Genomic DNA, 23291 nt, shown 5'->3' on the forward strand with positions numbered 1-23291 from the left:
ACGTGAACGGTCGGACCAACGAGCACCGCATCGCCCTCTTTCTCGACTTCGAGAACCTCGTCACCAATACAGGCATCAGCGCCTCCAACTTCGACCTCCAGCCCTCGCTCGACCGACTGCTGGAGAAGGGCAAGGTGGTCTTCCGCCGCGCCTACTGTGACTGGTCGCGCTTCAGCGACGCGAAGATTGGGCTGCACCGGTTCGGCGTGGAGCTCATCGACGTGCCGCCCTCCACGCGCGCGGGGAAGAACGGCGCGGACATGCGCCTGGTCATCGACGCGCTGGAGCTGTGCTACGCGCGCGAGAGCATCGACACGTTCGTCATCGCCTCCGGCGACAGTGATTTCTGCCCGCTGGCGTACAAGCTGCGCGAGAACGGCCGCACCGTCATCGGGCTGGCGGTGAAGGAGTCCACCTCCCCCCTGTTCGTCAACGCGTGTGACGAGTTCATCTACCTGCGCACCCGTCAGCGCTCGGAGAAGGGTGAGAAGGGTCGTCACGGTGGAGCGTCCGAGGAGGCGGGGCACGGCAAGCGCGGCCGGCACGGGCGTGATGCCGGGGGCAAGGGTGGCAAGGCGGAGGCCGACAAGCAGGCGCCGTCGGGCAACAAGGGCCACGCCAAGTCGGACGTGCCGCAGATTGCCCGCGAGGTGGTGCAGAACCTGCTGGCCCGCGCGACAGGCCCGGTCAACCCCTCGCTCATCAAGGAGACCATCGTCCGCAAGGAGCCGGACTTCGACGAGAGCGAGTACGGCTTCGCCACCTTCGCCAAGCTGCTCGCCGCGCTGGAGCAGGAGGGCGTGCTGCGCCGCATCCAGCAGGGCCGCCAGTGGTACGTGGTCGGCGCCGACGCGGACCTGGGCCACGGCGGCGACGCCAAGGAGCCCAAGGAGTCCAAGGGCAAGAAGCACGGCAAGGGCCGCGTCGAGGAGGTCGAGGAGGAGCTGGAGTCCTATCCCGACCCGGACGAGGACGACGGGCTGTAACACCGTGGCGCAGTGGGGCCGCTCAGCGGCTCCACGCCCCCAGGTCGTCGCATGAAACGGGGGAGGGGGTTCGACCTGGACCCCAGGAATCTCCAGAAGTTACGGCGAAGTCACCGCCGTCATCCGTGACGCCTTCCGCTACGAATCCGCCGTTTTTGTGACGGCCCACGCTACAGCGCTTCCGGTGTTGGCCCGGAAGGCGTCGTTGGCACGTCCACTGCTCTGTGCGGGCTCGCCGGGTTTTCAAATCCCCCACCGGCCTTCACCGCGGAGCATTCCAACATGTCACAGGGTCATTTCCGCCGACGCCTCACCCAGGCGTTGGTGCTGATGGGCGTCTGCAGCGCGCCCTCGGCGTTCGCCGTCGTCCAAGGCTCGGAGGGCGTGCGCAGCCACGACGCCCGCGTCGCCCACAACCAGGGCCTGCGCCAGGGCCTCAGCGCGAAGCAGCAGGACAAGGCGGCCCAGCTCCGCAAGAGCGTGCCCGAGCTGCGCGTGGAGCACGACGCCACCACGGGCCTGGTGCGCTCGCTGGTCAACCCCGTGGGCGCGCTCACCTCCCCCCTCAAGGGTGACGCGCTCGCCGTCGGCCTCACCTTCGTCCAGAACCAGTACGAGCTGCTCGGCCTGGAGCTCAAGGACCTGGCCAGCCTGGAGGTCACCGACCGCGTCTACTCGCGGCAGACGGGTATCACCCACCTCTACCTGCGCCAGACGCACGAGGGCCTGCCCCTCTACAACGGCCAGTTGCAGATCAACGTCGACAGCCAGGGCCGCGTGCTCAGCGTGCACAGCGACTTCCTGCCGTCGCTCGCCCGGAGCGTCGCCAGCATCCAGCCGCGCCTGGGCGCCGCCGCCGCCGTCACCGGCGCCGCGCGTCACCTCGGCCTGAAGCTGGCCACCGCGCCCCGCGCGCTGGAGAAGCAGGACGGCCCCCGTCAGCGCACCCGCGTGGAGCAGTCCGGCCTGTCCACCGAGCCCATCGACGCCGAGCTCGCGCTGCTGCCCATCCGCCCCGGTGACGCCCGGCTGGTGTGGAACTTCCAGGTCCACACGCCCGACAGCAAGCACGTCTACGACCTGACCGTGGACGCCAACACCGGCGAGGTGTGGACGCGCTTCGACTGGACCGCGTCGGACGCGTACTCCGTCTACCGGCGCCCGGTGGAGAGCCCCATCCACAACACGCCGCTGCCGCCCATGGACGGCCGGCTGAGCCTGCTCAACCCCGCCAACCTCATCGCGTCACCCTACGGCTGGCACGACACCGACGGCATCCCGGGGGCCGAGTACACCCTCCACCGCGGCAACAACGTCCACGCCTACGACGACTCGGCCAACGCCGACGTGCCGCCCCTCTTGCAGCCCGACTGCGGCCCCGGCCTCACCTGCAGCTTCCTGCTGGACCTGACGCAGGACCCGTCGACGTACAAGCCGGCGGCCATCACCAACCTGTTCTACTGGAACAACATCATCCACGACATCCAGTACCAGTACGGGTTCGACGAGGCGGCCGGCAACTTCCAGCACAACACCTACGGCAACGGGGGCCTGGGCAACGACTCCGTGCGCGCCGAGGCGCAGGACGGCTACGGCCTCAACAACGCCTACTTCACGTCTCCGCCGGACGGGCAGCGCCCGCGCATGGAGATGTTCGTCTGGAACCAGACCTTCCCCCGCCGCGACGGTGATTTGGACAGCGGCATCATCGTGCACGAGTACGGGCACGGCATCTCCAACCGCCAGGTGGGTGGCCCCAGCAACGCCAACTGCCTGCAGAACAACCAGCAGCCGGGCGAGGGCATCAGCGACTTCCTGGCGCTGATGTACACCGCGCGCCCCACGGACACCGGGCCGCAGGGCCGCGGCATGGGCACCTACGCCATGGGCCAGCCCACCACGGGCCTGGGCATCCGCACCAAGCGCTACAGCACCAACCAGACGGTGAACAACTGGACCTACGCCAGCATCAACGGCATGGCCGTGCCGCATGGCGTGGGCTCCGTCTTCGCGCAGGCGATGTGGGAGGCCTACTGGTCGCTGGTGGACCGCTGGGGCTTCAGCACCAACCTGTACAACGCCGCGGGCGGCGCCGGTAACCAGCGCATGATGCTGTACTTCAACGAGGGCCTGAAGAACACGCCCTGCGGCCCCACCTTCACCCAGGTGCGCGACGGCATCATCACGGCCGCGACGGCGCTGAACAACGGCGAGGACGTGTGCCGGCTGTGGACGGCCTTCGCCGACTTCGGCCTGGGCGTGGACGCCAACTCGGTGGGCCCCGCCAGCACCGCGCCCGTCAACGGCTTCAACGTGCCGGCCGCGTGCAAGACGGACGTGTGGGGCAAGGACAAGCCGTGGGACACGGGCGCCGAGCCGGACGCCGCCACCGCGGCCAACGGCATGTGGGAGAGCGAGGACATCTGGGTGCGCACCACGGCGACGCCCGGTCCGCACGAGAACCCGGAGGCCGGCCAGCCGAACTTCGTGCACGTGAAGGTGCGCAACCGCAGCACGGTGGACGCGCACAACGTGATGGTGAAGGTGTACGGCACCGCCGCGGCCACCAGCACCTCGTGGCCCAACCTCTGGGTGGAGATTGGCGAGGCCAAGGTGGTGCACCTGCCGGCCGGCGCGGATGACGAGGTGGTGGTGCAGTGGAACCCGGCCGCCGCGGGCCACTACTGCCTGCTGGCGCGCCTGGTGACGCGGCAGGACCCGATGACGCACCCGGAGCTGGGCAACCCCGACCACAACACCCGCCAGAACAACAACATCATCTGGCGCAACACCAACGTGGTGAACCTCATCCCGTTCGGCTTCTCCGAGGCCACGTTCATCCTGCGCAACACGCTGACGGAAGGCCGCCTGTTCAACCTGCGCTTCCAGGACCGCACCGTGCAGGCCAAGCGCCCGCTGCTCGAGCGCGGCGGAATCGTGGTGGACCTGGGCCGCGAGCTGATGGAGCACCTGAAGGCGCAGGGCGGCGAAATCGAGGGCCTGGAGCAGGTGGGCGAGACGCGCTTCGAAGTCACGGACCCGACCAAGGCCCGCATCGCCATCCGGCTGGAGCCCGAGCAGGAGTTCCCCGTGGGCCTCCAGTTCCGGGACCGCGAGTGGAAGGAAGGAAAGCAGACCGACGACTTCGTCCAGTACGAGTTCGCGGCCGTGCTCGAGGACCCGAAGCACGAGGAGGCCAAGACGCAGGACATCGGCGGCGTGACGTACTACGTGCGCATGTCCGTGCAGTAGGCCCTTGTCGGCCTCGTGTGAGGCCGACCTGAAGCACACACAGGGCCGGGTGGAGCCATCTCGGGCCACCCGGCCTTCGTCGTCTCAGGCGACGCGGGGCGTGGTGGCCTCGCACAGGTGCTCGAGGAACTCGGGCAGGAGCGCGGAGGAGATGATCCACAGCTTGCCCTCGCCCAAATCCGCCAGGGCGGCGCGCTCGACGTACTCCACGCACGCCGACTCCACGTAGTGCACGAAGACGCGGCGGCCGCGCGGGCGGTACCACTCCGCAGCGTGCGCCAGCAGCGCGAGCAGGGCCCGCTGCGTCTCCGGCTGCGCGTCGTCGGTGAGCGTCACCAGCCGCACGCCGTCCAGCACGTTGAAGAGGTTGAGGCCCGGCTGCGCGGACTCCATCACCGCGAAGGCCACGGCCTTGCCGTCCACGCGGGCCACGCGCAGCTCGCGCTCGCGGCCCAGGCCCGCCTCGCCCCACTTGGTGCGCGCGCGCGACAGCTCGAATCGCTCGGGCACCAGGTCCAGCGCCTCGCGGTACGCCACGGGGCGGGTGCGCTCGACCTCCTGGAAGAACCGGGCCTGCTCGGCCTCGGTGGGCACGGCGACGTCCACGTCCTCGGGGTGGTCCCAGTCGCGCTCCACCTCCGCCTCCATCAGGCGGAAGGGCGTGAGGCTGGCCTGCCCGGTGTGCTCGTACCAGCTGGCGAAGTCGAACTTGGTGAAGCGCACCCAGCGCACGTTCGCCTCGCAGTAGGCGATGAACCACTTCACGTCGGGGTCCACCTGGGTGGGCTCGTAGCCGCGCAGGTAGATGTCGCGCAGCGCCTCGCGCGCGGAGCTGCGCTGACCGGGCACCGCCTGACGCGCCAGCTGGTGCGCCATCCATGTGCCCTCGTACGGCTTCACCACGGACAGCGTGGCCTCCAGCGACTCACCCGCCGGACGCACCACGCGGTAGCCCAGGCGCGTGCGGCCCTCCAGCCGCTCCTGCGTGGCGTCGAACCAGGGGCGCTCCTCGGTGAAGTCCTCGGGCGACTTGCCCGGCAGCCCGAAGTAGCCCGAGCCCTGGAAGAGCTTCCACGTGGCGTCGCCCCAGTCACCCTCCACGCGGGTGGACGGATGCATCTGCGCCTCCACCAGCGCGCGCCACGCGCGGGCGCCCTCGGCGTCCAGCGGCCGCACGGACATGCCGCACCGACGGCCCGCCGCGGTGCCGGAGATGTTGCGCACCTCCGCGCGCAGCCGCACCGGCGCCATGCCCTCCATGGCCACCTCCAACACCGGCTGGCGCAGCCCGGGATAGAGCAGGTCCTCGCCCGGCTCCGTCATGAAGGCCAGGCCCTCATAGGACAAATCCAACACCGGCCGGCGCACGTGCACCTGGGGCCACAGCGGGTGGTCGAAGGACAGCGTGCACGGGCTGCTCGGCGGGGCGCGGCGCAGCCAGCGGTGGCGGTAGCGCACCACCTCCGTGGGCACGGACATCATCACCCAGCCGGCCTCCTCGCGCGCGTCGTGGATCTCCAGGTGGACGACGCTGCTGTAGCCGAAGGCCTCCAGCACGAAGGGCCCTTGCGGCAGCGGCCCCTCGAAGCGCCAGCCCATGCGGCCGTTGTGCGCGTCGAAGTGGACGGCGGTGACACAGACCTTCTGGCCCTGTGGCGTGCGGGCGACTCCGCGCGCCTGGCGTCCCACCAGCGCCTCGCAGATGCGCAGCACGCGCTCCTTGCGGTCGATGCGCTCCTTCCACACGGGCCGCGTCTCGGGCGGCAACAGCAGGCCGTTGTCGCGCAGCGCCTCCAGCACCGTGACGATGCGCCGGCCCGCGTCGAGCGGCGGCGACACGAAGCGCAGGCTCACCTCCGGCTTGCCGCCGCGCACCTCCGTCACCTCCGCGGCCAGCGACGTGGCCCAGCGCTCACCCTGGCCCAGCACCACCGACGCGGCCTGTCCGGGGCTCGGCAAGGACCTGGAGTCCAGGTGCAATGTCAGGTGCTCGAGCGAGAGCTGCACCAGGCGGCCCGGCGAGTCACCGTCGCCGAACGAGGCGACCGCGGTCAGCTCCGTCCCCACCCGGTAGCCGAGCACCGACTCCCGGCCGCGCGTCCCGTCCCGTGTGTCCGCCTGCATGCCAGCTCCGTTGTGAGAAGGGAGTCGATTGTACGACTTCGCGCGAAAGGAAGCAGTCCCCCGGTACGGATACCACCTGGGTGAACCGGGGTTCATATAGCCTGCCCACTCCTGCGGGGCGGGGAACTTGTTCGACAGTACAGGCGTGGCGGAACCACATCCGGCGCGCCAACCCCCTGGGATTCAGGGACAAGTCGCCTCGCGGAAGCCAGACACACCCACCGCTTCGCCGTCGGGTCCGCTTTCACCCATCCCGGCACGTATCGAGTCTTGTCCGCCCACGAGGGCAGGCTCCCCGTCACCTCCTCGACATCGGCGCCGGGGTCGCGGATCCCCGAGGGGCTCGGATGAACCGTGCGGCACAGGGCGCTTCCCGGGCTCGATGGACACTGTTTCGTTGCCCGCCTGAACAGGTTCTCGACCCGGTCCGGTGTGGGCCCGGGTCCGCGCACGGCTCCCTCGGAGGAGGGGGACGTACCTGGCCACCCTGGAGGTAGCACCCCGACCCACGGGCAGGCGTGCGGGGGCACCTTCCGCGCCTCGTCGAGATGGAACGACGTGCCCGGACGCGTTAGGGGGAGACGATGCCCCTGTCCACCCTCTGCCTCCGTTGCGGCATGTGCTGTGACGGGAGCCTCTTCACCCACGTCTCGCTCCAGCCCGACGAGGCCACCGCGCTTGAGCGGCGCGGGGTCCCGCTCGCGCGCCGTGAGGACGGTACCCAGGCGCTCGCCCAGCACTGCGGCGCCCTGGAGGGCCGGACCTGCGCCGTGTACGCGGACCGGCCCTCCAGCTGCCGCCGGTACCACTGCCAGCTCTTCGCCGCGCTCGCCGAGAAGGAGGTCTCCCTGGAGGAGGCGCTCGGCGTGGTCGACCAGGCCCATGCGCTGAGGGCGACCCTGGAGCGCGAGCTGCCGGAGGGCACGACGCCGGACGCGCCCCGCTCGGTGATGCAGCGGGCGCGGCGCGCGGCCCAGGCCCACCCGGCGCGGCCCCTGTCCCAGCGCGCGCAGGATGCCTACGCGAGCACGGAGGCCTTCCTCGACAAGCACTTCCGGGGACGCTTCGGCCGGCGCGGGTGAGTCCGCTCCAGCGCGCGTGGGCGTGAGCTGGAATCCCTTCAACGCGGCCCGCTTCAACAAGCGCGGGTGAATCCGCTCCGGCGCGCGTGGGCGTGACACCGGCGCATGGAGCCCTTCGGGAAGGACGGGCGAGGCTACGATGCGCGCCGCGCGGCACCTTCACCCGACGCCCAGGTCCTCACGAGGTCATCTCCATCATGAAGACGTCGCTCCTCCCCACCATCGCCCTGTCGTCCTTCGCGCTGCTGCACGCCCCGCTCGCGCTCGCGGGGGACGAACCGCTGGTGAAGGCCGCGTCCGTCGACCTGAACGGCGACGGGAAGCCGGAGGACATCTCGCTGGAGACCCAGGAGGGCCCCAAGGGGTTCGGCTACGTGCTCAAGGTCGGCGCCGCCACCGTCAACGTCCGCTCGGACGCGGAGGTGCACGGCTTCGTCATCATCGACATCGACAGCGGGGACCCGCGCAAGGAGGTCGCCGTGCACACCGGCATGACGGACCACGACAGCGCCAGCACGCTCTACGCGTTCGATGGCAAGGCGCTCAAGTCGCTGGGCTCGGTGCGCTCGCCCATCGAGGCGAAGGGCAACAACATCATCCTCTCCAGCACGTGGCAGTCGTTCTGGACGCGCGTCGACAAGTACGTGCTCGACGCGAAGGCCGGCAAGCTCGACCACGTGCCCCAGGAGTTCTACTTCGTGGGGCAGGAGGCCAAGGTGCGCGAGTCCTTCCCCATCTTCCAGCAGCGCACGACGTCGAAGCCCGTCGCCCAGCTGGCCACGGGCTCCGCCATCCAGGTGCTGCTCGCCGTGCCCGTCACCGTGCCCAGCGGAGTGAAGGGCAACCAGAAGGTCAAGGCCCACGCCTTCCTGGTGAAGTCCTCCACGGGCCTCGTCGGCTGGGTGAGCGAGAGCGTCCTCTCGTCCAAGACAGAGGGGCTCCCGTTCGCCGGCTGAGGCGCCCCCCGTGTCTAACCGACGAGCGCCAGCTCCACGCGTCCGAGCTGCTCGTCGGTGGAGGCCACCTTCACCGTCACCGGCATGCCCACGGTGAAGGCGCGCTCCTTGCCCACCAGCGACAGCTCGCGCGCGTCCGGACGGAACGGGCCGCCGGGCAGTCCCTCCGCGGGGAGCGTCCCCTCCGCGAGCATGCCGTCGAGCTGCGCCACCAGGCCGAAGGGCTTCACGCGGACGATGCGCGCGGAGAACTCCTTGCCCACGTGGCCCGCCAGCCACCGCGCCTCCAGCACATGGTGCCGGTCCGTCTCCGCGCGGTTGGCCGAGCGCGCCCGCATGTTGATGTGCACGGCGAGCGACTCCACCGTCGGGTCCTCGTCCAGGTAGTCGCGGCGCCCGTGCAGGTAGCCCTTCAGCGTGCGGTGCACCGCCAGGTCCGCGTACCGACGGATGGGCGAGGTGAAGTGCAGGTACAGGGGCGCCGCGAGGCCGAAGTGCGGCCCCGGCTTCACGGTGTAGCGCGACGGGCCCAGCGAGCGGCGCAGCACCGAGCGCAGCGCCGGCTCCGCGGCGGCGCCCACAATCTGCCGGTCGAACGCGGCCAGCGCGAGCGGCGTCAGCTCCCGTCCGAAGCCCGCGGCGAAGCCCGAGTGCTCCGCGAACGCGTTGAGGTCCGCGACCCGCTCCGGGTCCGGCTGCTCGTGCACGCGGAAGACACCGGGCAGGCCGCGCGCCAGCATCCACGTGGCGATGGCCTCGTTCGCCGCGACCATGAAGCGCTCAATCATCCCGTGCGCGGACGTGGGGCGCTCGGAGACGAGGCCGGAGACCGCGCCGGTGGACGCGTCGAAGGTGAACCGCGCCTCATCTCGCGCGAACTCCATGCCGCCGCGCGCGCCACGGGCCACGGCCAGTCGCGCCGAGGCCAGGCGGAACCACGGCATGACCTCGCGCACCGGCTCCATGGGCGGAGACACCTCGCCCCGGTCGAGGAAGGCGCCCACCTCGTCGTAGTTGAGCCGCGCCCAGGAGCGGATGACGCTCTCGTACACGTCCGCCGCCGTCACCCGGCCCTGCGGGTCGATGCGCAGCTCCACCGTGAGGCAGTGCCGCTCCTGTCCCGGCACCAGGCTCAGCCAGTCCGAAGACAGTGACTCGGGCAGCATCGGCAGCACGCGGCCCGCCATGTACACGCTGGTGGCGCGCTCACGGGCCTCCGCGTCGAGCACGGTGCCCTCCTTCACGCGCTCGGCCACGTCGGCGATGGAGACCAGCAGGCGCAGCGCGCCGTCGGGTCCCGCGGGCAGCACGGAGATGGCGTCGTCGATGTCCCGCGTGGACGGCGCGTCCACCGTGACGGTGGGCACGTCGCGCAAGTCGCGTCGGGAGCCCACGGCGTGGGGCACCTCGCGCGCGAGCCGCGCGTCCTCCAGGGCCTGCGCGGAGAAGTCCTTGCTCAGGCCATGGCGCGCGATGATGCGCTCGAGCGAGCGGTCCTCGCCGGCCTCGACCTTGTAGAGCAGCACGACCTTGCCGTCGGCGATGGAGGCGACCACCGCGTCGCCGTGCTGCACGCGGGTGGCGCCGGCGTCGAGCACCCAGTCCGCGTTGCCCACCTCGCGGTCGATGCGCAGGAACAGGGCGCCCTTGCGCGAGACGACCTCGCCATAGACGCGGGTGCGGGGGCGCTCCACCAGCGACAGGTGGCTCGCCGTCCAGCGGCCGTCCGCGGCGGCCGTCACGGTGCCGGTGACGATGTCGCCGGCGAAGAGCGGGTTGAGGTCCGGGGGCGGGATGAAGGCGGACAGCACCTCGTGCGAGCCCGGGGCCTGCACGGTGAGGAAGCCGAAGCCTCGCGGGTGGACATCGATGCGGCCGGTGACGGTGCGGGGAGAAACAGGAGTATCCATGGAACCTTGGAGCGCGTCTTAGCCCAGGTCCCAGCGGGGACGGGCGACACGGACGCGCGGAATGTGAAGTGGGAAGGAGGGCGCTGTCCGGAGGCCGGCTCACGAGGGGAGCCCGGGCTCGCTGGGAACAGCGCGCGAAACACGATGAGAACGGTGGCCCGGACGCGGGGCGCCCCGTTCTCCTGACGCCCTAGTCCTCGGGCTCGTCGCGCATCGCCCGGCGCTGCTCGACCGAACCGAACAGCGTCTCCACGAACTGCTTCGTGGAGAGCCCCGGTGGCAGGCCGGGCACGGGAAGGTCGTTGGAGTCGACCTCCTTGCCTCCCTCCAGGACCCGGTACGTGGCCCCCGCCCAGGCGAACAGGGTGACGTGACCCTCCGCCTGACGCTTCACCTGGAGCTCTCCCTCCTCCGGCCCCTCACAGGCGATGTCGAGCCGGCCGCCAGGCTGCACGGTGTACGGCATCCCCCAGGGCTCCATGACGAGCTCCACGGGTGTGTCCCGCGTGTTCTCGAAGTCGAACCACACCGTCTTCATCGCCATGCCCCACCCTCCTCAGCCAGCGCGAATCGCCCCTCGGTTTTCACACAGCCGCTCGCGCCAACACCACCCGCGCCGCATGGACACACATCACGGCACACCCTGGAAGTCTTCACGGTGGGTGCGTCCCGCGAGCGGCGCGGAGTAGGGTCGCTCCTTCGCGGTGGCGAGGGGGCCTCCGCGTCCTTCCTGACGACGGACGAAGAATGAAGACCGAGCTTGGAATCCATCTGGGCATGTCCGCGCGCACGGCCCGGAGGAACATGGGACTGACGCAGGCAGTGGTGGCCGAGCGGCTCGGCGTGGCCCGCGAGGTGTACGCGCGCCTGGAGCGCGGCCACATGCTCCCCAGCCTCCACACCCTCAAGGGCCTGTGCACCGTGCTGCGCGTGCCGCCCCATCAGCTGCTCGCCCTGGACGCGAGCATCGAGACACCCCCGGGTCGCAAGCGCCCTCCACCCACCCCGCGCGTCGAGTCCACCGCCCTGGTGGACCTCCGCAAGACGCTGCGCGGCCTGTCCCGCTCGGATTTGCGCCTGCTCAACGCCCTCGCCGCCACCCTTCCCGCAAGCCCTCCCCGCAGGCACGCCGCACCTGAACCCGACATCAAGAATTCGTTGAAGTCGGCGTGATGTCGATATTCGTGGACTTTTCTTCGACCGCGACTTTCGCGTCCGTCCGGGTGCCGGTGTAGATTCGGCGCCTTCCGATGAGTGGGACGACGCTGCCGCTCGCGCCGGATGCCTCCAGGGGCCGGTCGCTGGGCAAGTACGAGGTGCTCAGCCGCCTGTCCACGGGCGGGATGGCGGAGATCTTCCTCGCGTCGCAGCGTGGGCTCGCGGGCTTCCGCAAGCTGGTGGTGCTCAAGCAGATCCTGCCGGACATCCGGGGCGAGGAAGAGTTCATCCGGATGTTCCTGGACGAGGCCAAGGTCACGGCCGCGTTCAACCATCCGCACATCGCCCAGGTCTTCGACCTGGACATCGCCGAGGGCGAGCTGTTCCTGGCGATGGAGTTCGTGCCCGGGGCCACGCTGGTGGAGGTGGCGCGCGCGTGCCGGCAGGCCAACCACCCCATCCCCATGGGCTTCAGCCTGATGGCGGTGCGCGACACGGCCGTCGCGCTGCACTACGCGCACACCTTCACGGACCCGCTCGGCCACCCCTCGCCCGTCATCCACCGGGACGTGGCCGAGAAGAACATCATGGTGACGTACGAGGGCGTCACCAAGCTGTTGGACTTCGGCATCGCCAAGAGCCTGGCGCGCGCCAGCCGCACCGCGGTGGGCATGGTGAAGGGCACCAGCGGCTACATGTCGCCCGAGCAGATCATGGGCGACCCGCTGGACGCGCGCAGCGACCTGTTCAGCCTGGGCGTGGTGCTGCACGAGCTGCTCACCGGCATGCGGCTGTTCTACGCCAAGCAGGCCGAGGCGATGATGAACGCGGTGTTGAAGTGCGAGGTGACGCCGCCCTCTCGCGCCAACAAGCAGATACCGCCGGAGCTGGACGCCATCGTCCTGCGCGCGCTGTCGAGGCGGCGCGAGGACCGCTACGCCTCCACGCTGGAGTTCGCCCGCGCCCTGGAGCGCGCGGTGGGCCCGCTCATCTGGCACCCCGAGCAGAGCAGCGAGGTGATGCGCCGCCTCTTCGCCGACCGGCGCGAGCAGACCCGTCAGCTCCTCATCGCCGGCCCCGCCTCGGGCGACGTCACCGGCGAGACGAACGTCGCGCAGATGCTGGCCATGGGCGGCAGTCCCCCCACCGCGCCCGACGTCCCCGAGCCTCCCACCGTCAACACCACCTCCGGCCCCCCGGACTCGGCGCCGATGCCGCGTCGGGCCTCGGGGACGATTCCCACGGTGAAGTCGTCCGGCCCGCAGTCCAGCGCCCAGCCCACGCCGCGCCGGGCCACCACGACGGCGCTCCCCACGACGCCTCCACCGCCGCCGCCCCCGGACCCGGAGCCTCCTCGCAAGGCCGTGCTCCGGGCGCCGCCCCAGAAGAAGCTGGGCAGCCGGGGCGCCGGTCAGGAGCCCTCGCGTCCGCCGCCGCCCTCGGAGACGCTGCCCTCGCGGCCTCCCGACGATGAGACGCACACGGCCCGCACCCAGCCGGGGCGCCCCGCGCTGACGTCTCCCGGGCCCGCGCGCACGCCGCCTCCTCCTCCGCCGGCCGCGCTGACGACCTCGGGCCCCACGCGCTCCGCCGCGCCGTCCCCCGGGCCCGCGCGCACGCCGCCTCCTCCGCCCTCGCGCCCCTCGGCAGGGGACGACACCACGCTGCGCAACGACTCACGTCCCCGCTCCGGCCGGACGATGGAGGCCCCGCGCGCCCAGGTGCCCGCTCCGATGCCGCCCGCCCGGAACGAGGAGACCGCCATGGTCCGCGTGGCCTCGCTCTCCTCCTCCGACTCGGGCCCGTCCCGCCGCGCCCCGGCTCCTCGTCGCAGGACCCAGGCCCAGCTGCCCGCGTCCTTACAGACGCCGGACCCGAACCTGGAGGCCACCACCAAGCCCGCGCGCTCCTTCCAGGAGAACCGGCGGACCCCCCCACTCGCGGAGGCCGAGGACAACGACTCCCATGTCCACACGCTGAACGGCGTCTCCGCGGCGCGCTCCCGGGTCGGCCTCAAGGTCCTGGCCACCGTGCTGGTGCTGCTCGCGGTGGGGACCGCCGTGGTGGGACTGGGGCTCGACGGTGGAGTCGTCTCCAACCGGGTACGGCCCCTCCTGGGGCTCGCGCCCCGCGTGACGCCGCTGCCTCCGGAGCAGGTGAAGAAGCCCGCGCCCGCTCCCAAGGTGGAGAGCGCTCCCACCCAGGGTGCCCTCGCCGGCAGGCCCGTGGAGCCACCGCCCGAACCGGTGGGGCCCCCCGCTTCCGCGCCGGAAGAGGCCGCGCCGGAGGCTCCCGCCGAGACGGAGGTCGCGGACACCAACACCCCTGTGAGTGAGGAGAAGTCCTCGCCGCGCGCCAAGGCGCCGCGCACCCCCAACAAGCGCGCCCAGCCCCGGGACTCCGCTCCCCTGGCCACCGGCGAGCCGGGCTTCCTCACGCTGAGCACCGAGCCCCAGGCCCAGGTGTTCCTGGGCGGGCAGTTGCTGGGGGAGACGCCGCTGTTCAAGGTGAACGTGCCCTCGGGCAAGCACACCCTGAAGCTGGTGGACGAGGAAGGCAGGGCACTCAAGCTGACGGTCGAAATCAAGCCCGGCGACACCACCTCCATGAGGGTGCCGCTCGAGATGTTGTCCCGTCAGTAGCAATCGTTCCCGGCATGGTGCGTAGCCCGGCATGACGGGGCCCCTGCCGGGCTCCACGGCCCTTTGGGAGCACGCCATGAAGACCGCCCGGATGTCCCTGCTCGTCCCCCTGATGATGTTCGCCGGAGCCGCCTGGGCCGGGGACGCGCAGACGCGGGACGTCCCCGACTTCCACAGCATCGAGGTGGGCCACGGCATCAAGGCCGAGCTCAAGGTGGGCCCCAAGTCCGTGCGCGTCGAGGGCCCCGCGGACCTGCTGTCCCGCCTGGAGCTCGAGGTGGAGGACGGCGAGCTCGCCACGAAGGTGGAGCGCAAGGGCCTCCGCGACGCGTTCAACGGCGGCAAGGTTCGCCTCTTCATCACCGTGCCGCGGCTGGAGGAGGTCTCCGTCAGCGGCGGCGGCTCGGCGCAGGGTGAGGTGGCCACCTCGGAGGACTTCTCCATCGAGGCCAGCGGCGGCGCCACCATCGACCTGCGGGGCATCGACACGCGCAAGCTGGACCTGGAGGCCAGCGGCGGGGGCACCGTCCAGCTGGAGGGGCGCGCGAAGCAGCTGGACATCGAGGCCAGCGGCGGGGCGGTGGTCAAGGCGATGAAGCTCGCGGGCCTGAAGGATTTGGAGGTGGAGGCCAGCGGCGGCGCGCAGGTGGAGGCGGACCCGTCAGAGAGCCTTGAGGTCCAGGCCAGCGGCGGCACCACCGTGAAGTGCGTCTCCCGTCCCGACCGCACCCAGGTCCAGGCCAGCGGCGGCAGCCGCGTCCTCTACGCGAAGGACTGAGGCACGGCGGGCCTTGCGCCCGCACGAAGCGCGGCGTCTTCCACCTGGGTAGGGAAGGACACTCCCACCTGGGAAGAGGGCCACCTTGCTCCGACGGGGCGGGGCCGATTGGAATGCGGCCTCCCCCACCCCCGGAGAAGCCGCGCCATGACGGACCCGATTCCTCCACCTTCCTCGCAGGGCACCTCGGGACGCAGAGCCGCGGTGTGGAGTGGCGTGGGGCTGGCGGTGGCGCTGGCCGCGGGAGGCGCGCTCTATGTCCGGAGCGCCCGCGCGCCGAGCCCCGCGCATGACGAGCACGGGCCGCATGACGGGCATGCGCACCCGGAGCTCCCCGCGCCCAAGGGCCCGCGCGCCGTGAAGTACACCGCGTCGCCGGAGGTCCTCCGCCACACGGACCGGGCCGCGCGCTTCGCCGCCAGTGGTGACTCGAAGAAGGCCCGCGAGTCGCTCGGCGAGGCGACGATGCTCGCCCCGAGCTTCGCGCCCGCGCTGCTGGTGCACGTGTGTCTGGCGCTGCAGGAGGGCAATGACCCGGAAGCCGCCGAGGTCCTGGAGCGCCTGAAGGCCGAGGCCCCTGGGAGCCCCGAGGTGGCGCTGCTGGAGGCGCTGCGTGAGCGACGGCGCGCGCCCGACGCCGGCACCTGGCAGCAGGCCTTCCGCGACGCGTGGGACAAGCTGGGCCGTCCCGACTTCCGGCAGAGCGAGCTGTTGCCGGGAGCCACGCCCCTGCCGCCGGACCCGGCCCTGGCGGACTGGGAGAAGGCCGCGTGGGCGCGCGCCACGTCCGACGACACCCGGCTGAGGCTGGCGCTGGCCATGCGCAAGCTGGAGCCGGAGCAGGCCCTGTTCCTCTTGAACCAGGTGCCCCGGCTGGAGGACCCGGACCTCTACGTGGCGGTGCGGGACGCGCTGCGCGGCGAGGCGCTGCCGGAGTCCGAGTACGAGCGGGCGCGGACCGTCTTCCGCGAGAAGCTGGAGGCGCTGGTCCGGGCGCACCCGCGCTCGATGCAGCTCCAGCTGCTGCTGCTGCTGGGTGACACGGAGTCCGGCAGCGAGCTGACGGCGGCGGAGATCGACGCGCTGGAGAAGCTGTCCACGCTGCCGGCCTGGCGGGAGACGTCCTTCCACGACGGCTACGTGCGCTCGCGCGAGCTGCTGCGCGAGGTGGGGGTGCCGGACGCCAGCGCGGCGGCGATGGCGGTGTCCAAGCGCGTGCTGGGCGAGCGGGGCACGTGGATCCTGCGCACGCGCAACGTGGGCACGCGGGGCTCGCTGTCAGCCGAGGGGCTCAAGCGCCTGGGTCGCATCACCCGGGACATCGGCGCCAGCCTGGTGCGGCAGCCCACGTTGGTGGAGCGGATGGCGGGCTTCCAGCTGGTGCGCGGCGGGGCGCAGGACATGGGGGACGAGGCGGGCCGGGCGCTGACGCTGAAGCAAATCGAGGCGCTGGAGCAGACCCTGAAGACGTTCAACCAGACGGCGCTGGAGCGCTGGCCGGTGGCGGCGTTGACGGAGGAGCTGCTGATGGAAATCACCCGCGACGAGGTGACCTGGCTGGAGGCCTTCGTGGCGAAGGCGCCCGCGGGCACGGCGAAGGCGCGGCCGTAGGCAGGGACGAGGTGACTCGGGCCCCAGGGAAATCTCTTCCCCCCGGGGCCCGAGCAGACCCCCCACACTGCAACGGAGCCGCCGCACGCCGGACCTCCAAGGTCGTCCGGGCAACCGCACTCCTTCCACACCAGCGCCGGAACCCAGGGGGGCATTTCCGGTCAGGCCTCGCGTGGGCAAGGTGGAACACGTCCACGTCTTTCAACGCAACGATGGGGCGAAGAATATCGGGTACGCGCGGCATGTCCACCCGCAGGGTCGGTGACGCGGGGGGTGTCGTGTCAGGACGGGCGCTGAACGGGCCCTCGTTCACCATCCGTCCGGGAAAATCGCGCGGAGACCCCAGGTCGGCGATTGACAGCGGGCCCGGACCCTCTCTGGCGACGCGGGTCGCGGACCGCCGACACCTGAAGCACCGTTCATGACGCGCCGGCACGGAGCCCGGGTGAAGGCCGCCCACACCCGGAAGCGTTGTGGAGAAGTTGGGGATGACAACGCCCGTTGTCGGCGCTGTCCACGCTGTTGACGGACCTTCGCTTTGAATCCTCTGAATCCCTGACGTTTCCGAGGTTTGCGAGGGCGGGTGGCCCTGGCCACGGCGTTGCACCGGGGCGTGGGCATGCACGTCGCCTTCTACCTGCTGCTCGTCATCGGATGGTTGGGAGCCTTCGACGTCGTCTACTTCCACCACTGGCGCGGCCGGCTGCACGAGCGCGCCGAGTGCCAGCGGGAGGTCTTCTGGCACACGGCGCGGCACCTCATCTACGCGCTGCAGTTCCTCTGGGTGCCGCACGTGCGCTTCCAGGGGTGGGCGCTGGGGGCGCTGGTCGTGCTGTATGCGGCGGACGTCGGGGTCGCCTTCGCGGACGTCTGGGAGGAGAACGACAGCCGCGCGCCGCAGGGGGGCCTGCCCCGGGGGGAGTACTTCGCGCACGTGGTGTTGAGCGTGCTGGTGGGGCTGTACCTCATGGCCACGTTCCAGGCGGTGTGGGGGGACCGGCTGCTGCCCACGGGGGTGCGGTGGGAGCCTGCCGACGTGCCGGTGGCGCTGCGCGCGCTGATGACGGTGATGGGGGTGACGGCGCTCATCACCTTCACCCGGGACGCGGGCCGGTGGTGGGCGATGCGTCGAGCCACGGGGGTGCCAACGCGTCGACCTGCGCTCCAAAGGATTGTCGCGGAGGTGCTCATCCCCGCGCCGGTGGAGGTGGTGTGGGAGCGGACGCAGGAGCCGGCGCTGCATGTGGCCTGGGACGTGCGCTTCACCTCCATCCGGTATCTGCCGGAGCAGGACGCGCGGGGGTTCCACTGGATGGACTACCGGACGCACCTGGGCTTCGGGCTCGAAATCGTGGGGTGGGGGCGCTACCTGGCGAACACGCCGAACGTGCGCTCGACGTTCGAGTTCGGCTCGGAGGACTGGCGCAGCCCCATCCTGCGGGGGCGCGGGGTGTGGCTGTACGAGCGCCGTCCCGAGGGGACGTTCTTCAAGACGGTGTTCGACTACCAGACGCGGCATGGGGTGCTGGGCGAGGTGCTCGATGCGGTGCTCTTCCGTCCCATCATGCGGCTGGGGACGGAGTGGGGATTCGAGACGCTGCGGCGGTGGTGCGCGGGAGATGAACAGGCCACGAAGCGAGGGCGTTCGCGGTGGCGGTTCGCGCTGTTCGTGCTCGCGCGGACGCTGGGCAGGCAGCCTGCGCCGGACGCGGCGCGGAGCTGGCTGGGTGGGGGGGCGCGTGGCACGGCGCCGGCTCCGGGGGCGCGCCTGGTGGAGGTGTCGCCGTGAGCGTGGGAGCCAGGACGTTCGAGGCGCGGGTGGCGAGTCTGGCGCGTCACGCCGACGCCCGTGAGCCGATGAGAGAGGGGGCGCTCCGGGCAGCGGCGGCTCTCGCGGAGGCACGCGAAGCCATGCCTCATGCCACGGAGGCCACGTCGCGAGAAGGCGCGCTCCAAGCGGCGGCGATTGCCGAGGCACGCGAAGTGCTGTCTCATGCCATGGGAGCAGCCTCGTGGAAGGACACGTTCCACGAGGAGGAGCTCGACGAGGCGCGTGACGCTCTCCCCCACTCGTCGCTTGAGGCACTGCACGGCTTCGTCCTGCGTCAGCGCGCCTGTCGACTGTCGCTCGGGCTGCTCGCGGACTTCTACCGGGTGAATCCATGCCGCATGGCCCAGGTGCACCTGCTCGCGGCCAGCGCCGTGACGCTGGGCCGCTTCTGGGGCGTGTCCGAGCCCTTCGCCCGTCTGGGCGCCGCGGTCATGCCGGTGGATGAGACCGGGCTGCCTCGCACGCCGGAGTGGAGCGCCTATGCGAGCGCATGCGCCGAGGGCCTGCCGATGGAGGTGCGCGACGAGCGATGGATTGAAGCCCACATGGTCGATGTCGCGCGCGGACGCGAGCTCGGTCATGAGGCGGCGTTCCTCGAGGAGGCTCGAGCCCATGAGCGCGAGCCGCTGTGGCGTCTGCTCGTCCAGCACGTGGAGATGACGCTGGGCGCGCGCTTCTTCGACCAGCACGCGCTGGCGGGCGCGGTGCCCGGGGAGAGCGCCATCGCGCACGGGCTCGCGCTCTCGGTGGTGCGGCTGACGAGCGCGGGCTGGGTGCTCCTGCGTCACTACGCCTGGGCCACGCTGCGCGCGCTGTGCCTGCCGCGCTGGCATCGGGCCCCGGGCCTCGTCGGCGAGCGCCGCGCGGCGTGGCTGCTGCTCTCGAGCTTCCTCACCGCGTGGACGGCGGCGGGAGTGTACCGGCGGGGCGTGAAGGCGCTGCATCGGGGACAGCGCACGAGACCCTCGGATGCCTGGTCCCTGCTCGCGAGCGCGATGGGCCCGGAGGTGTCCCGCGTGGACGAGCGGGTCATCCGCTTCTACGCCAACCCCGGCGCCTGGAACGTGCGCGCCTCGGTGACGTTCTCCTCGCGCACCGCGCGGGTGTTGGCCTGGGTCGCGACGCGACTGTCGGGCCAGGGCCTCTTCGAGCACGGGGCACGCACGTTCCCCGGACGCTTCCGGACCTTCCGCCGCGCCGATGGCTCGATGCACTTCGTCCGCGAGCTGTACTGCGACGGAGCCCTGCGCAGCTTCGACTCGGACTTCGTCCTGCGAGGCAACCAGCTCCACGAGGTCTTCGTCGAGCACGGCCTCGACCTGGCGCTGGACGTGTCGGTGCTCGACGACGGCGGCATCCGGCTGCGAGGCGGCACGCTGAGGTGGCACGGGCTGGTGCTGCCCCCCGTGGGACGCGGCGTGGAGTTCCGCATCCTCCCCTCACGCGTGGACCCCACCCGCGTGGACATCATCGGCACCTTCCGCTGGAGCTCGTCGTCCCGCGCGCCCCTGGGCTGCATCCACTACGAGGCTCAGTGGGCCGCGCCCTCGTGATGGTCGTGTCCCGGCCCACCAAAGGTCCCGGGCCAGGGCTCGTTCGCGGGCAGCAATCCCGGCATCGGGAAGCGCTGGAAGCGCGCCTGGCTGGAGGCGAACGGCGGGTCGCACTCGCCGCACGTCTCGGCCCCATCCATCATCAGCAGCGCGCCCGGCGCCAGCTCCAGCAACTGGGGCATGGTGCGCGCCTGGTAGTCCAACCGGCACTGGAACGCCTCGCTGCCGTCGGAGACCCGCACGCCCACGAGCAGCTGCGCGTCGTCCGCATCCGTCGCCGTGGTGAGCACCAGCGTCCTCGGTGGCAGCCCCGGCGTCTCCGGCCACGTCGCCAGCCGCAGCTCCTTCGTGGTGAGCGACTGTCCCGAGCGAAGCGAGTACGTCCACACGGGGCTCAGTGACGGCAGCGCGAAGCCCCGCAGCTGCGTGGGCGCGGGCGCGTTGCCCTCGTCGCCGACATTCACCGTCGTGCCCGGCGCGCTCGGCACCAGTCGCTCGCGCGTGGCCACCACGCGGCCGAAGACCTGCGGAATCGTCCCCGCCACCGAGCCATCCGCCGTGCGCAGCGCCTGCCCGCCCCGCTCCGCGAAGAGCAGCCCGTCGACCACCGCCAGCTCTCCGGCGCGCTGCCCCTGGGACTTGCGCCAGCGCGGCACCCCGTCCGACGAGAACGCCATCAACAACGAAGGCGCGCCCGCATGCAGCGGCGCCCCCACGTTCAGCGTCTGCGAGAAGGACACATACAAATCCCCCGCCGCGTCGGACACGACGCCGAAAGGGTGCGGGTGGTTGCACTCGGACAACAGCGGGTCCGTCAGCTCCTGCGCGGACACCATCTGTCCGAACGCGTCCAACACCACCAGGAAGTACATGCGGCACAACGTCTCGCGCCGCTCCCCCGCGGGATACGCCTCGAAGAGCGCCGCCAGCCGGTCCGGCGCCATCACCGCCAGCCGCGCCAGGAAGAGCGTCTCCGTGCGCTGCCGGATGTCCGGCCGCGCGTCCCCCAGCGTGAAGGTCCACCGGGGCACCCCCGTGTACCGCTCCATCAGCGACACCGTGCCGTCCTCGGGCAAATCCATGCACAACAGCCGGTCATTCCACAGCATGCACCGCCGGGCCGCGTCCCGGCTCAGCATGGGCGTCGGCGCCGCCGCGTCGAGCAGCGCCGACTCGTAGAAGCCCGACAGCGTCACGTCCCCCTCGGGCCCCACCAGCAAATCATGCAGGTTGCGCGGGTACGCCGCCGCGTCGAGGCTCCAGTCCGGCGCCAGCGTCACCGCGGCGGGGCGCTCGCACACGGGCCCGCGACACCGGCCCTCCGCCTGACACGGACTGGCCGACGCGCAGACGAAGCCGTCCGGCAAGTCCCTCCGCGCGCACGCGCCCTCGATGCACACGTCCGCCGCGTCGCAGCCGCGCTCCGTCCCGCAGAAGGTGCCATCGGGCGCGTCCGCCAGGCCGCACCCGAGCTTCGGGTCGCACGTGCCCACCTGGCACGGCCCCCCCCCGGGACACGGCGGCGCCGGCACCGAGCGGCACCCATCCAGCGCATGGCACGCATCCGTGGTGCACGCGTTGCCGTCGTCACACGGCCGCTCCTGCCCCCGACACCGCCCCTGCTGACAGGTGGCCATGGTGAGACACGCGCTGCCCGGGTTGCACGCGGTGCCGTCCGGCGACACCGTCTCCACGCAGCGCTCGGTGACGGGGTCGAACGTCGAGGTCGCGCAGACCACCGGGACACAGTCGGGCGTCGGCCGCGCCTCGCCCGCGAGCACCAGCTCCACGCGTCCTCCATCCGACGCGGTGCCCACCAGCCGCGACTCGAAAGTGCCGATGGCCCGGGGACCGAAGCGCACCCGCACGGGCACCTCCTCCATCCCCACGCGCGAGGGCAGCCCCTCCACCAGCGAGAACGGGGCCTCCACCGCGGTCCATGTCACGTCCAGCGGCGCGCGCCCCGCGTTGAGCACGCGCACCTCCGCCTCACGCGTGCCACCCGGATACGCGAAGGGAAAGTCGAGCCGGTCGACGGACAACCGCAGCCGACCCTGCGCGCCCACCAGCGACGGGTCCTCGCGGCACGCGACAAGCCCCGTGCCCAACACCACCGCCATCACGATGACGGCCCACCCCGCCCCGCCTGTGCTCGTCGCGCGCGCCATGGGTGCCTCCCGGACTCCAGCCCTCCGCGTATAGCCCCGGGCTCCCCGTGATGCGAGGGGTGAGCACCTCGGGCCTGTCCGCCATCGCCTCCCACGCGGCCCGCGCGTTTCGGCTGCTGAACGCTCGCGTCACGGCGCGCTCACGCCAGCACGTGGCGACACACGTTCCCTGCGTGACGACTTCCAAGACCTCCCCAGGGCCCTCACCGGACACCGCGGCGGACGCCGCGCCACCAGCACCCTGAAGTCGCAAGCTCGCCGCAGAGATGAACGTCGGACGGAATCCTCATCCACTCGGGTAATGGAAGCCGGTGGAGGCCCGGAAGGCGCGCCTTCCCGAAGACACTTCAGACCGCGGCCACGAACACCCTGTGATTTTTTCAGACGGTCGCGGCCGACCCACTCCAACCGCGCGGAATGGTTGGATCCAGGAAAGGTACGGTTCTCGCAATCGGCGCCGGCATGACCTCCGTCGCCGACACGGGCTCTACGTCCTCCCAGGCCTTCACCGTGCTCATCCCACGCAGCCTGCAAGGCACCGTGGACGGGCTGACGCCCAAGACGCGGCAGGCGCTGCTGTCGGAGCTCTTCCGCATGGCCGCGCTGGCGCACCAGGAGCGCGGCCTTTTGCCCGCGTCGGAGCCGTATGCGCTGAACCTGGACTTCGACGAGTGCCACGTCACCGTGGAGATGGACCCGTCCCGTGCCCGGCTGACCCTGGCCGGGCTCTCCCGGGCTCGAGCGCTGGGCTGAGCCCGGCGATGCGTGGAAGCAATGTCTCGACGGGCCGGCTACGAAGAATCCTGGGACCTGACCTATCTGGTCGAGCAGCTGCGCGAGCTCATCAGCCGCGACCTGCAGCTGGATGACGCGCTCGGCGAGGAGCTGGAGGACACCCTCGCGCGCCTCGTGCTGCGCAACCAGCGGCTGCGCATGCTCCAGCGGATGGTGAACGCGGAGCGCTCGGCCGAGGACCTCGAAATCCTCCGCAATGCCCTGGAGCACACGGACCGTGAACTGCTCATGGCCCTGCCCGGCCTCCTCGAGCGTCTGCGCGCCGCGCTGACCTGAGCGTCCAAGGCCCAAGGCCCCCAGCGCCTGCTGGCGCCCTGTTCCGACCTGGGAAGCTCCCGGTGTGCCCGCGAAGGCCCGGCGCGCGCCCCAGGGCCCTCCACGGCCGCCTGGCGAGGCCTGCCGGCGTGGGCTCCTGATGGCTTCGCGCCTGGAGGCCCGCGTGCCG

16 protein-coding genes are annotated in these 23291 nt (G+C 71.4%); 12 read left to right on the forward strand and 4 right to left on the reverse strand.

What is annotated here, in order from left to right; all coding sequences use genetic code 11:
* Nucleotides 1-2: 2 nt before the first annotated feature.
* Both K8640_RS25690 and K8640_RS25695 read left to right on the forward strand, forming a co-directional pair.
* Nucleotides 3-986 (forward strand): NYN domain-containing protein, encoded by a 984-nt coding sequence (locus tag K8640_RS25690; protein ID WP_223749478.1) that lies wholly within the window; start codon nucleotides 3-5, stop codon nucleotides 984-986.
* 282 nt (nucleotides 987-1268) lie between these two features.
* Complete coding sequence (locus K8640_RS25695; protein WP_223749479.1) at nucleotides 1269-4238, forward strand: M36 family metallopeptidase; 2970 nt, start codon at nucleotides 1269-1271, stop codon at nucleotides 4236-4238.
* A gap of 84 nt (nucleotides 4239-4322) precedes the next feature.
* On the opposite strand, the gene K8640_RS25700 is transcribed toward K8640_RS25695, so the two are convergent.
* Nucleotides 4323-6362, reverse strand: coding sequence for a PilZ domain-containing protein (locus K8640_RS25700; protein ID WP_223749480.1), 2040 nt, complete (start codon nucleotides 6360-6362; stop codon nucleotides 4323-4325).
* Between the two features lie 584 nt (nucleotides 6363-6946).
* Between K8640_RS25700 and K8640_RS25705 the strand changes: the two genes are divergently transcribed.
* Together K8640_RS25705 and K8640_RS25710 are read left to right on the forward strand one after the other, a co-directional pair.
* Nucleotides 6947-7444 (forward strand): YkgJ family cysteine cluster protein, encoded by a 498-nt coding sequence (locus K8640_RS25705; protein WP_223749481.1) that lies wholly within the window; start codon nucleotides 6947-6949, stop codon nucleotides 7442-7444.
* A 197-nt stretch (nucleotides 7445-7641) separates the two neighbouring features.
* Complete coding sequence (locus K8640_RS25710) at nucleotides 7642-8400, forward strand: hypothetical protein (protein ID WP_223749482.1); 759 nt, start codon at nucleotides 7642-7644, stop codon at nucleotides 8398-8400.
* A 14-nt stretch (nucleotides 8401-8414) separates the two neighbouring features.
* On the opposite strand, the gene K8640_RS25715 is transcribed toward K8640_RS25710, so the two are convergent.
* Nucleotides 8415-10310, reverse strand: coding sequence for a ribonuclease R family protein (locus K8640_RS25715; RefSeq protein ID WP_223749483.1), 1896 nt, complete (start codon nucleotides 10308-10310; stop codon nucleotides 8415-8417).
* 190 nt (nucleotides 10311-10500) lie between these two features.
* Entirely contained in the window at nucleotides 10501-10854 is a 354-nt protein-coding gene (locus K8640_RS25720) for a hypothetical protein (protein WP_223749484.1), read from the reverse strand.
* A 203-nt stretch (nucleotides 10855-11057) separates the two neighbouring features.
* On the opposite strand from K8640_RS25720, the gene K8640_RS25725 reads away from it, so the two are divergent.
* The 6 genes from K8640_RS25725 (at nucleotide 11058) to K8640_RS25760 (ending at nucleotide 19883) form a co-directional block, all read left to right on the forward strand.
* Complete coding sequence (locus K8640_RS25725; protein WP_223749485.1) at nucleotides 11058-11483, forward strand: helix-turn-helix domain-containing protein; 426 nt, start codon at nucleotides 11058-11060, stop codon at nucleotides 11481-11483.
* A gap of 77 nt (nucleotides 11484-11560) precedes the next feature.
* On the forward strand, nucleotides 11561-14110 hold the full coding sequence (locus K8640_RS42590; RefSeq protein ID WP_255653446.1) for a serine/threonine-protein kinase: 2550 nt from the start codon (nucleotides 11561-11563) through the stop codon (nucleotides 14108-14110).
* Between the two features lie 76 nt (nucleotides 14111-14186).
* Nucleotides 14187-14888, forward strand: a complete 702-nt coding sequence (locus K8640_RS25745; protein ID WP_223749486.1) for a head GIN domain-containing protein — start codon at nucleotides 14187-14189, stop codon at nucleotides 14886-14888.
* A 147-nt stretch (nucleotides 14889-15035) separates the two neighbouring features.
* Nucleotides 15036-16499, forward strand: a complete 1464-nt coding sequence (locus K8640_RS25750) for a lipopolysaccharide assembly protein LapB (RefSeq protein WP_223749487.1) — start codon at nucleotides 15036-15038, stop codon at nucleotides 16497-16499.
* Between the two features lie 583 nt (nucleotides 16500-17082).
* Nucleotides 17083-18288 carry an SRPBCC family protein gene (locus tag K8640_RS42930; protein WP_305070681.1) on the forward strand — a complete coding sequence of 402 codons (1206 nt, stop codon included), beginning with the start codon at nucleotides 17083-17085 and terminating at the stop codon, nucleotides 18286-18288.
* Between the two features lie 209 nt (nucleotides 18289-18497).
* Complete coding sequence (locus K8640_RS25760) at nucleotides 18498-19883, forward strand: DUF4166 domain-containing protein (RefSeq protein ID WP_223749488.1); 1386 nt, start codon at nucleotides 18498-18500, stop codon at nucleotides 19881-19883.
* Here K8640_RS25760 and K8640_RS25765 read toward each other — a convergent pair.
* Nucleotides 19862-22051 (reverse strand): tenascin-X, encoded by a 2190-nt coding sequence (locus tag K8640_RS25765; RefSeq protein ID WP_223749489.1) that lies wholly within the window; start codon nucleotides 22049-22051, stop codon nucleotides 19862-19864. The two genes, K8640_RS25760 and K8640_RS25765, sit on opposite strands and share 22 nt — an antisense overlap.
* A gap of 462 nt (nucleotides 22052-22513) precedes the next feature.
* Here K8640_RS25765 and K8640_RS25770 point away from each other — a divergent pair, with 462 nt between their 5' ends.
* The gene (locus K8640_RS25770; RefSeq protein WP_141325272.1) at nucleotides 22514-22804 is read left to right on the forward strand and encodes a hypothetical protein; all 291 of its coding nucleotides are present in this window, start codon (nucleotides 22514-22516) and stop codon (nucleotides 22802-22804) included.
* A 21-nt stretch (nucleotides 22805-22825) separates the two neighbouring features.
* On the forward strand, nucleotides 22826-23122 hold the full coding sequence (locus tag K8640_RS25775) for a hypothetical protein (RefSeq protein WP_223749490.1): 297 nt from the start codon (nucleotides 22826-22828) through the stop codon (nucleotides 23120-23122).
* Nucleotides 23123-23291 lie beyond the last annotated feature (169 nt).

This window comes from Myxococcus sp. XM-1-1-1, assembly GCF_020037095.1.
Taxonomy (GTDB): domain Bacteria; phylum Myxococcota; class Myxococcia; order Myxococcales; family Myxococcaceae; genus Myxococcus; species Myxococcus fulvus.

Coding starts and splice junctions, on each gene's coding strand:
- K8640_RS25700 (WP_223749480.1), bottom strand. CDS start 6,362: ATGCAGGCGGACACACGGGACGGGACGCGCGGCCGGGAGTCGGTGCTC.
- K8640_RS25720 (WP_223749484.1), bottom strand. CDS start 10,854: ATGGCGATGAAGACGGTGTGGTTCGACTTCGAGAACACGCGGGACACA.
- K8640_RS25750 (WP_223749487.1), top strand. CDS start 15,036: ATGACGGACCCGATTCCTCCACCTTCCTCGCAGGGCACCTCGGGACGC.
- K8640_RS25695 (WP_223749479.1), top strand. CDS start 1,269: ATGTCACAGGGTCATTTCCGCCGACGCCTCACCCAGGCGTTGGTGCTG.
- K8640_RS25705 (WP_223749481.1), top strand. CDS start 6,947: ATGCCCCTGTCCACCCTCTGCCTCCGTTGCGGCATGTGCTGTGACGGG.
- K8640_RS25745 (WP_223749486.1), top strand. CDS start 14,187: ATGAAGACCGCCCGGATGTCCCTGCTCGTCCCCCTGATGATGTTCGCC.
- K8640_RS42590 (WP_255653446.1), top strand. CDS start 11,561: ATGAGTGGGACGACGCTGCCGCTCGCGCCGGATGCCTCCAGGGGCCGG.
- K8640_RS25715 (WP_223749483.1), bottom strand. CDS start 10,310: ATGGATACTCCTGTTTCTCCCCGCACCGTCACCGGCCGCATCGATGTC.
- K8640_RS25760 (WP_223749488.1), top strand. CDS start 18,498: ATGGGAGCAGCCTCGTGGAAGGACACGTTCCACGAGGAGGAGCTCGAC.
- K8640_RS25765 (WP_223749489.1), bottom strand. CDS start 22,051: ATGGCGCGCGCGACGAGCACAGGCGGGGCGGGGTGGGCCGTCATCGTG.
- K8640_RS25710 (WP_223749482.1), top strand. CDS start 7,642: ATGAAGACGTCGCTCCTCCCCACCATCGCCCTGTCGTCCTTCGCGCTG.
- K8640_RS25725 (WP_223749485.1), top strand. CDS start 11,058: ATGAAGACCGAGCTTGGAATCCATCTGGGCATGTCCGCGCGCACGGCC.
- K8640_RS25775 (WP_223749490.1), top strand. CDS start 22,826: ATGTCTCGACGGGCCGGCTACGAAGAATCCTGGGACCTGACCTATCTG.
- K8640_RS25770 (WP_141325272.1), top strand. CDS start 22,514: ATGACCTCCGTCGCCGACACGGGCTCTACGTCCTCCCAGGCCTTCACC.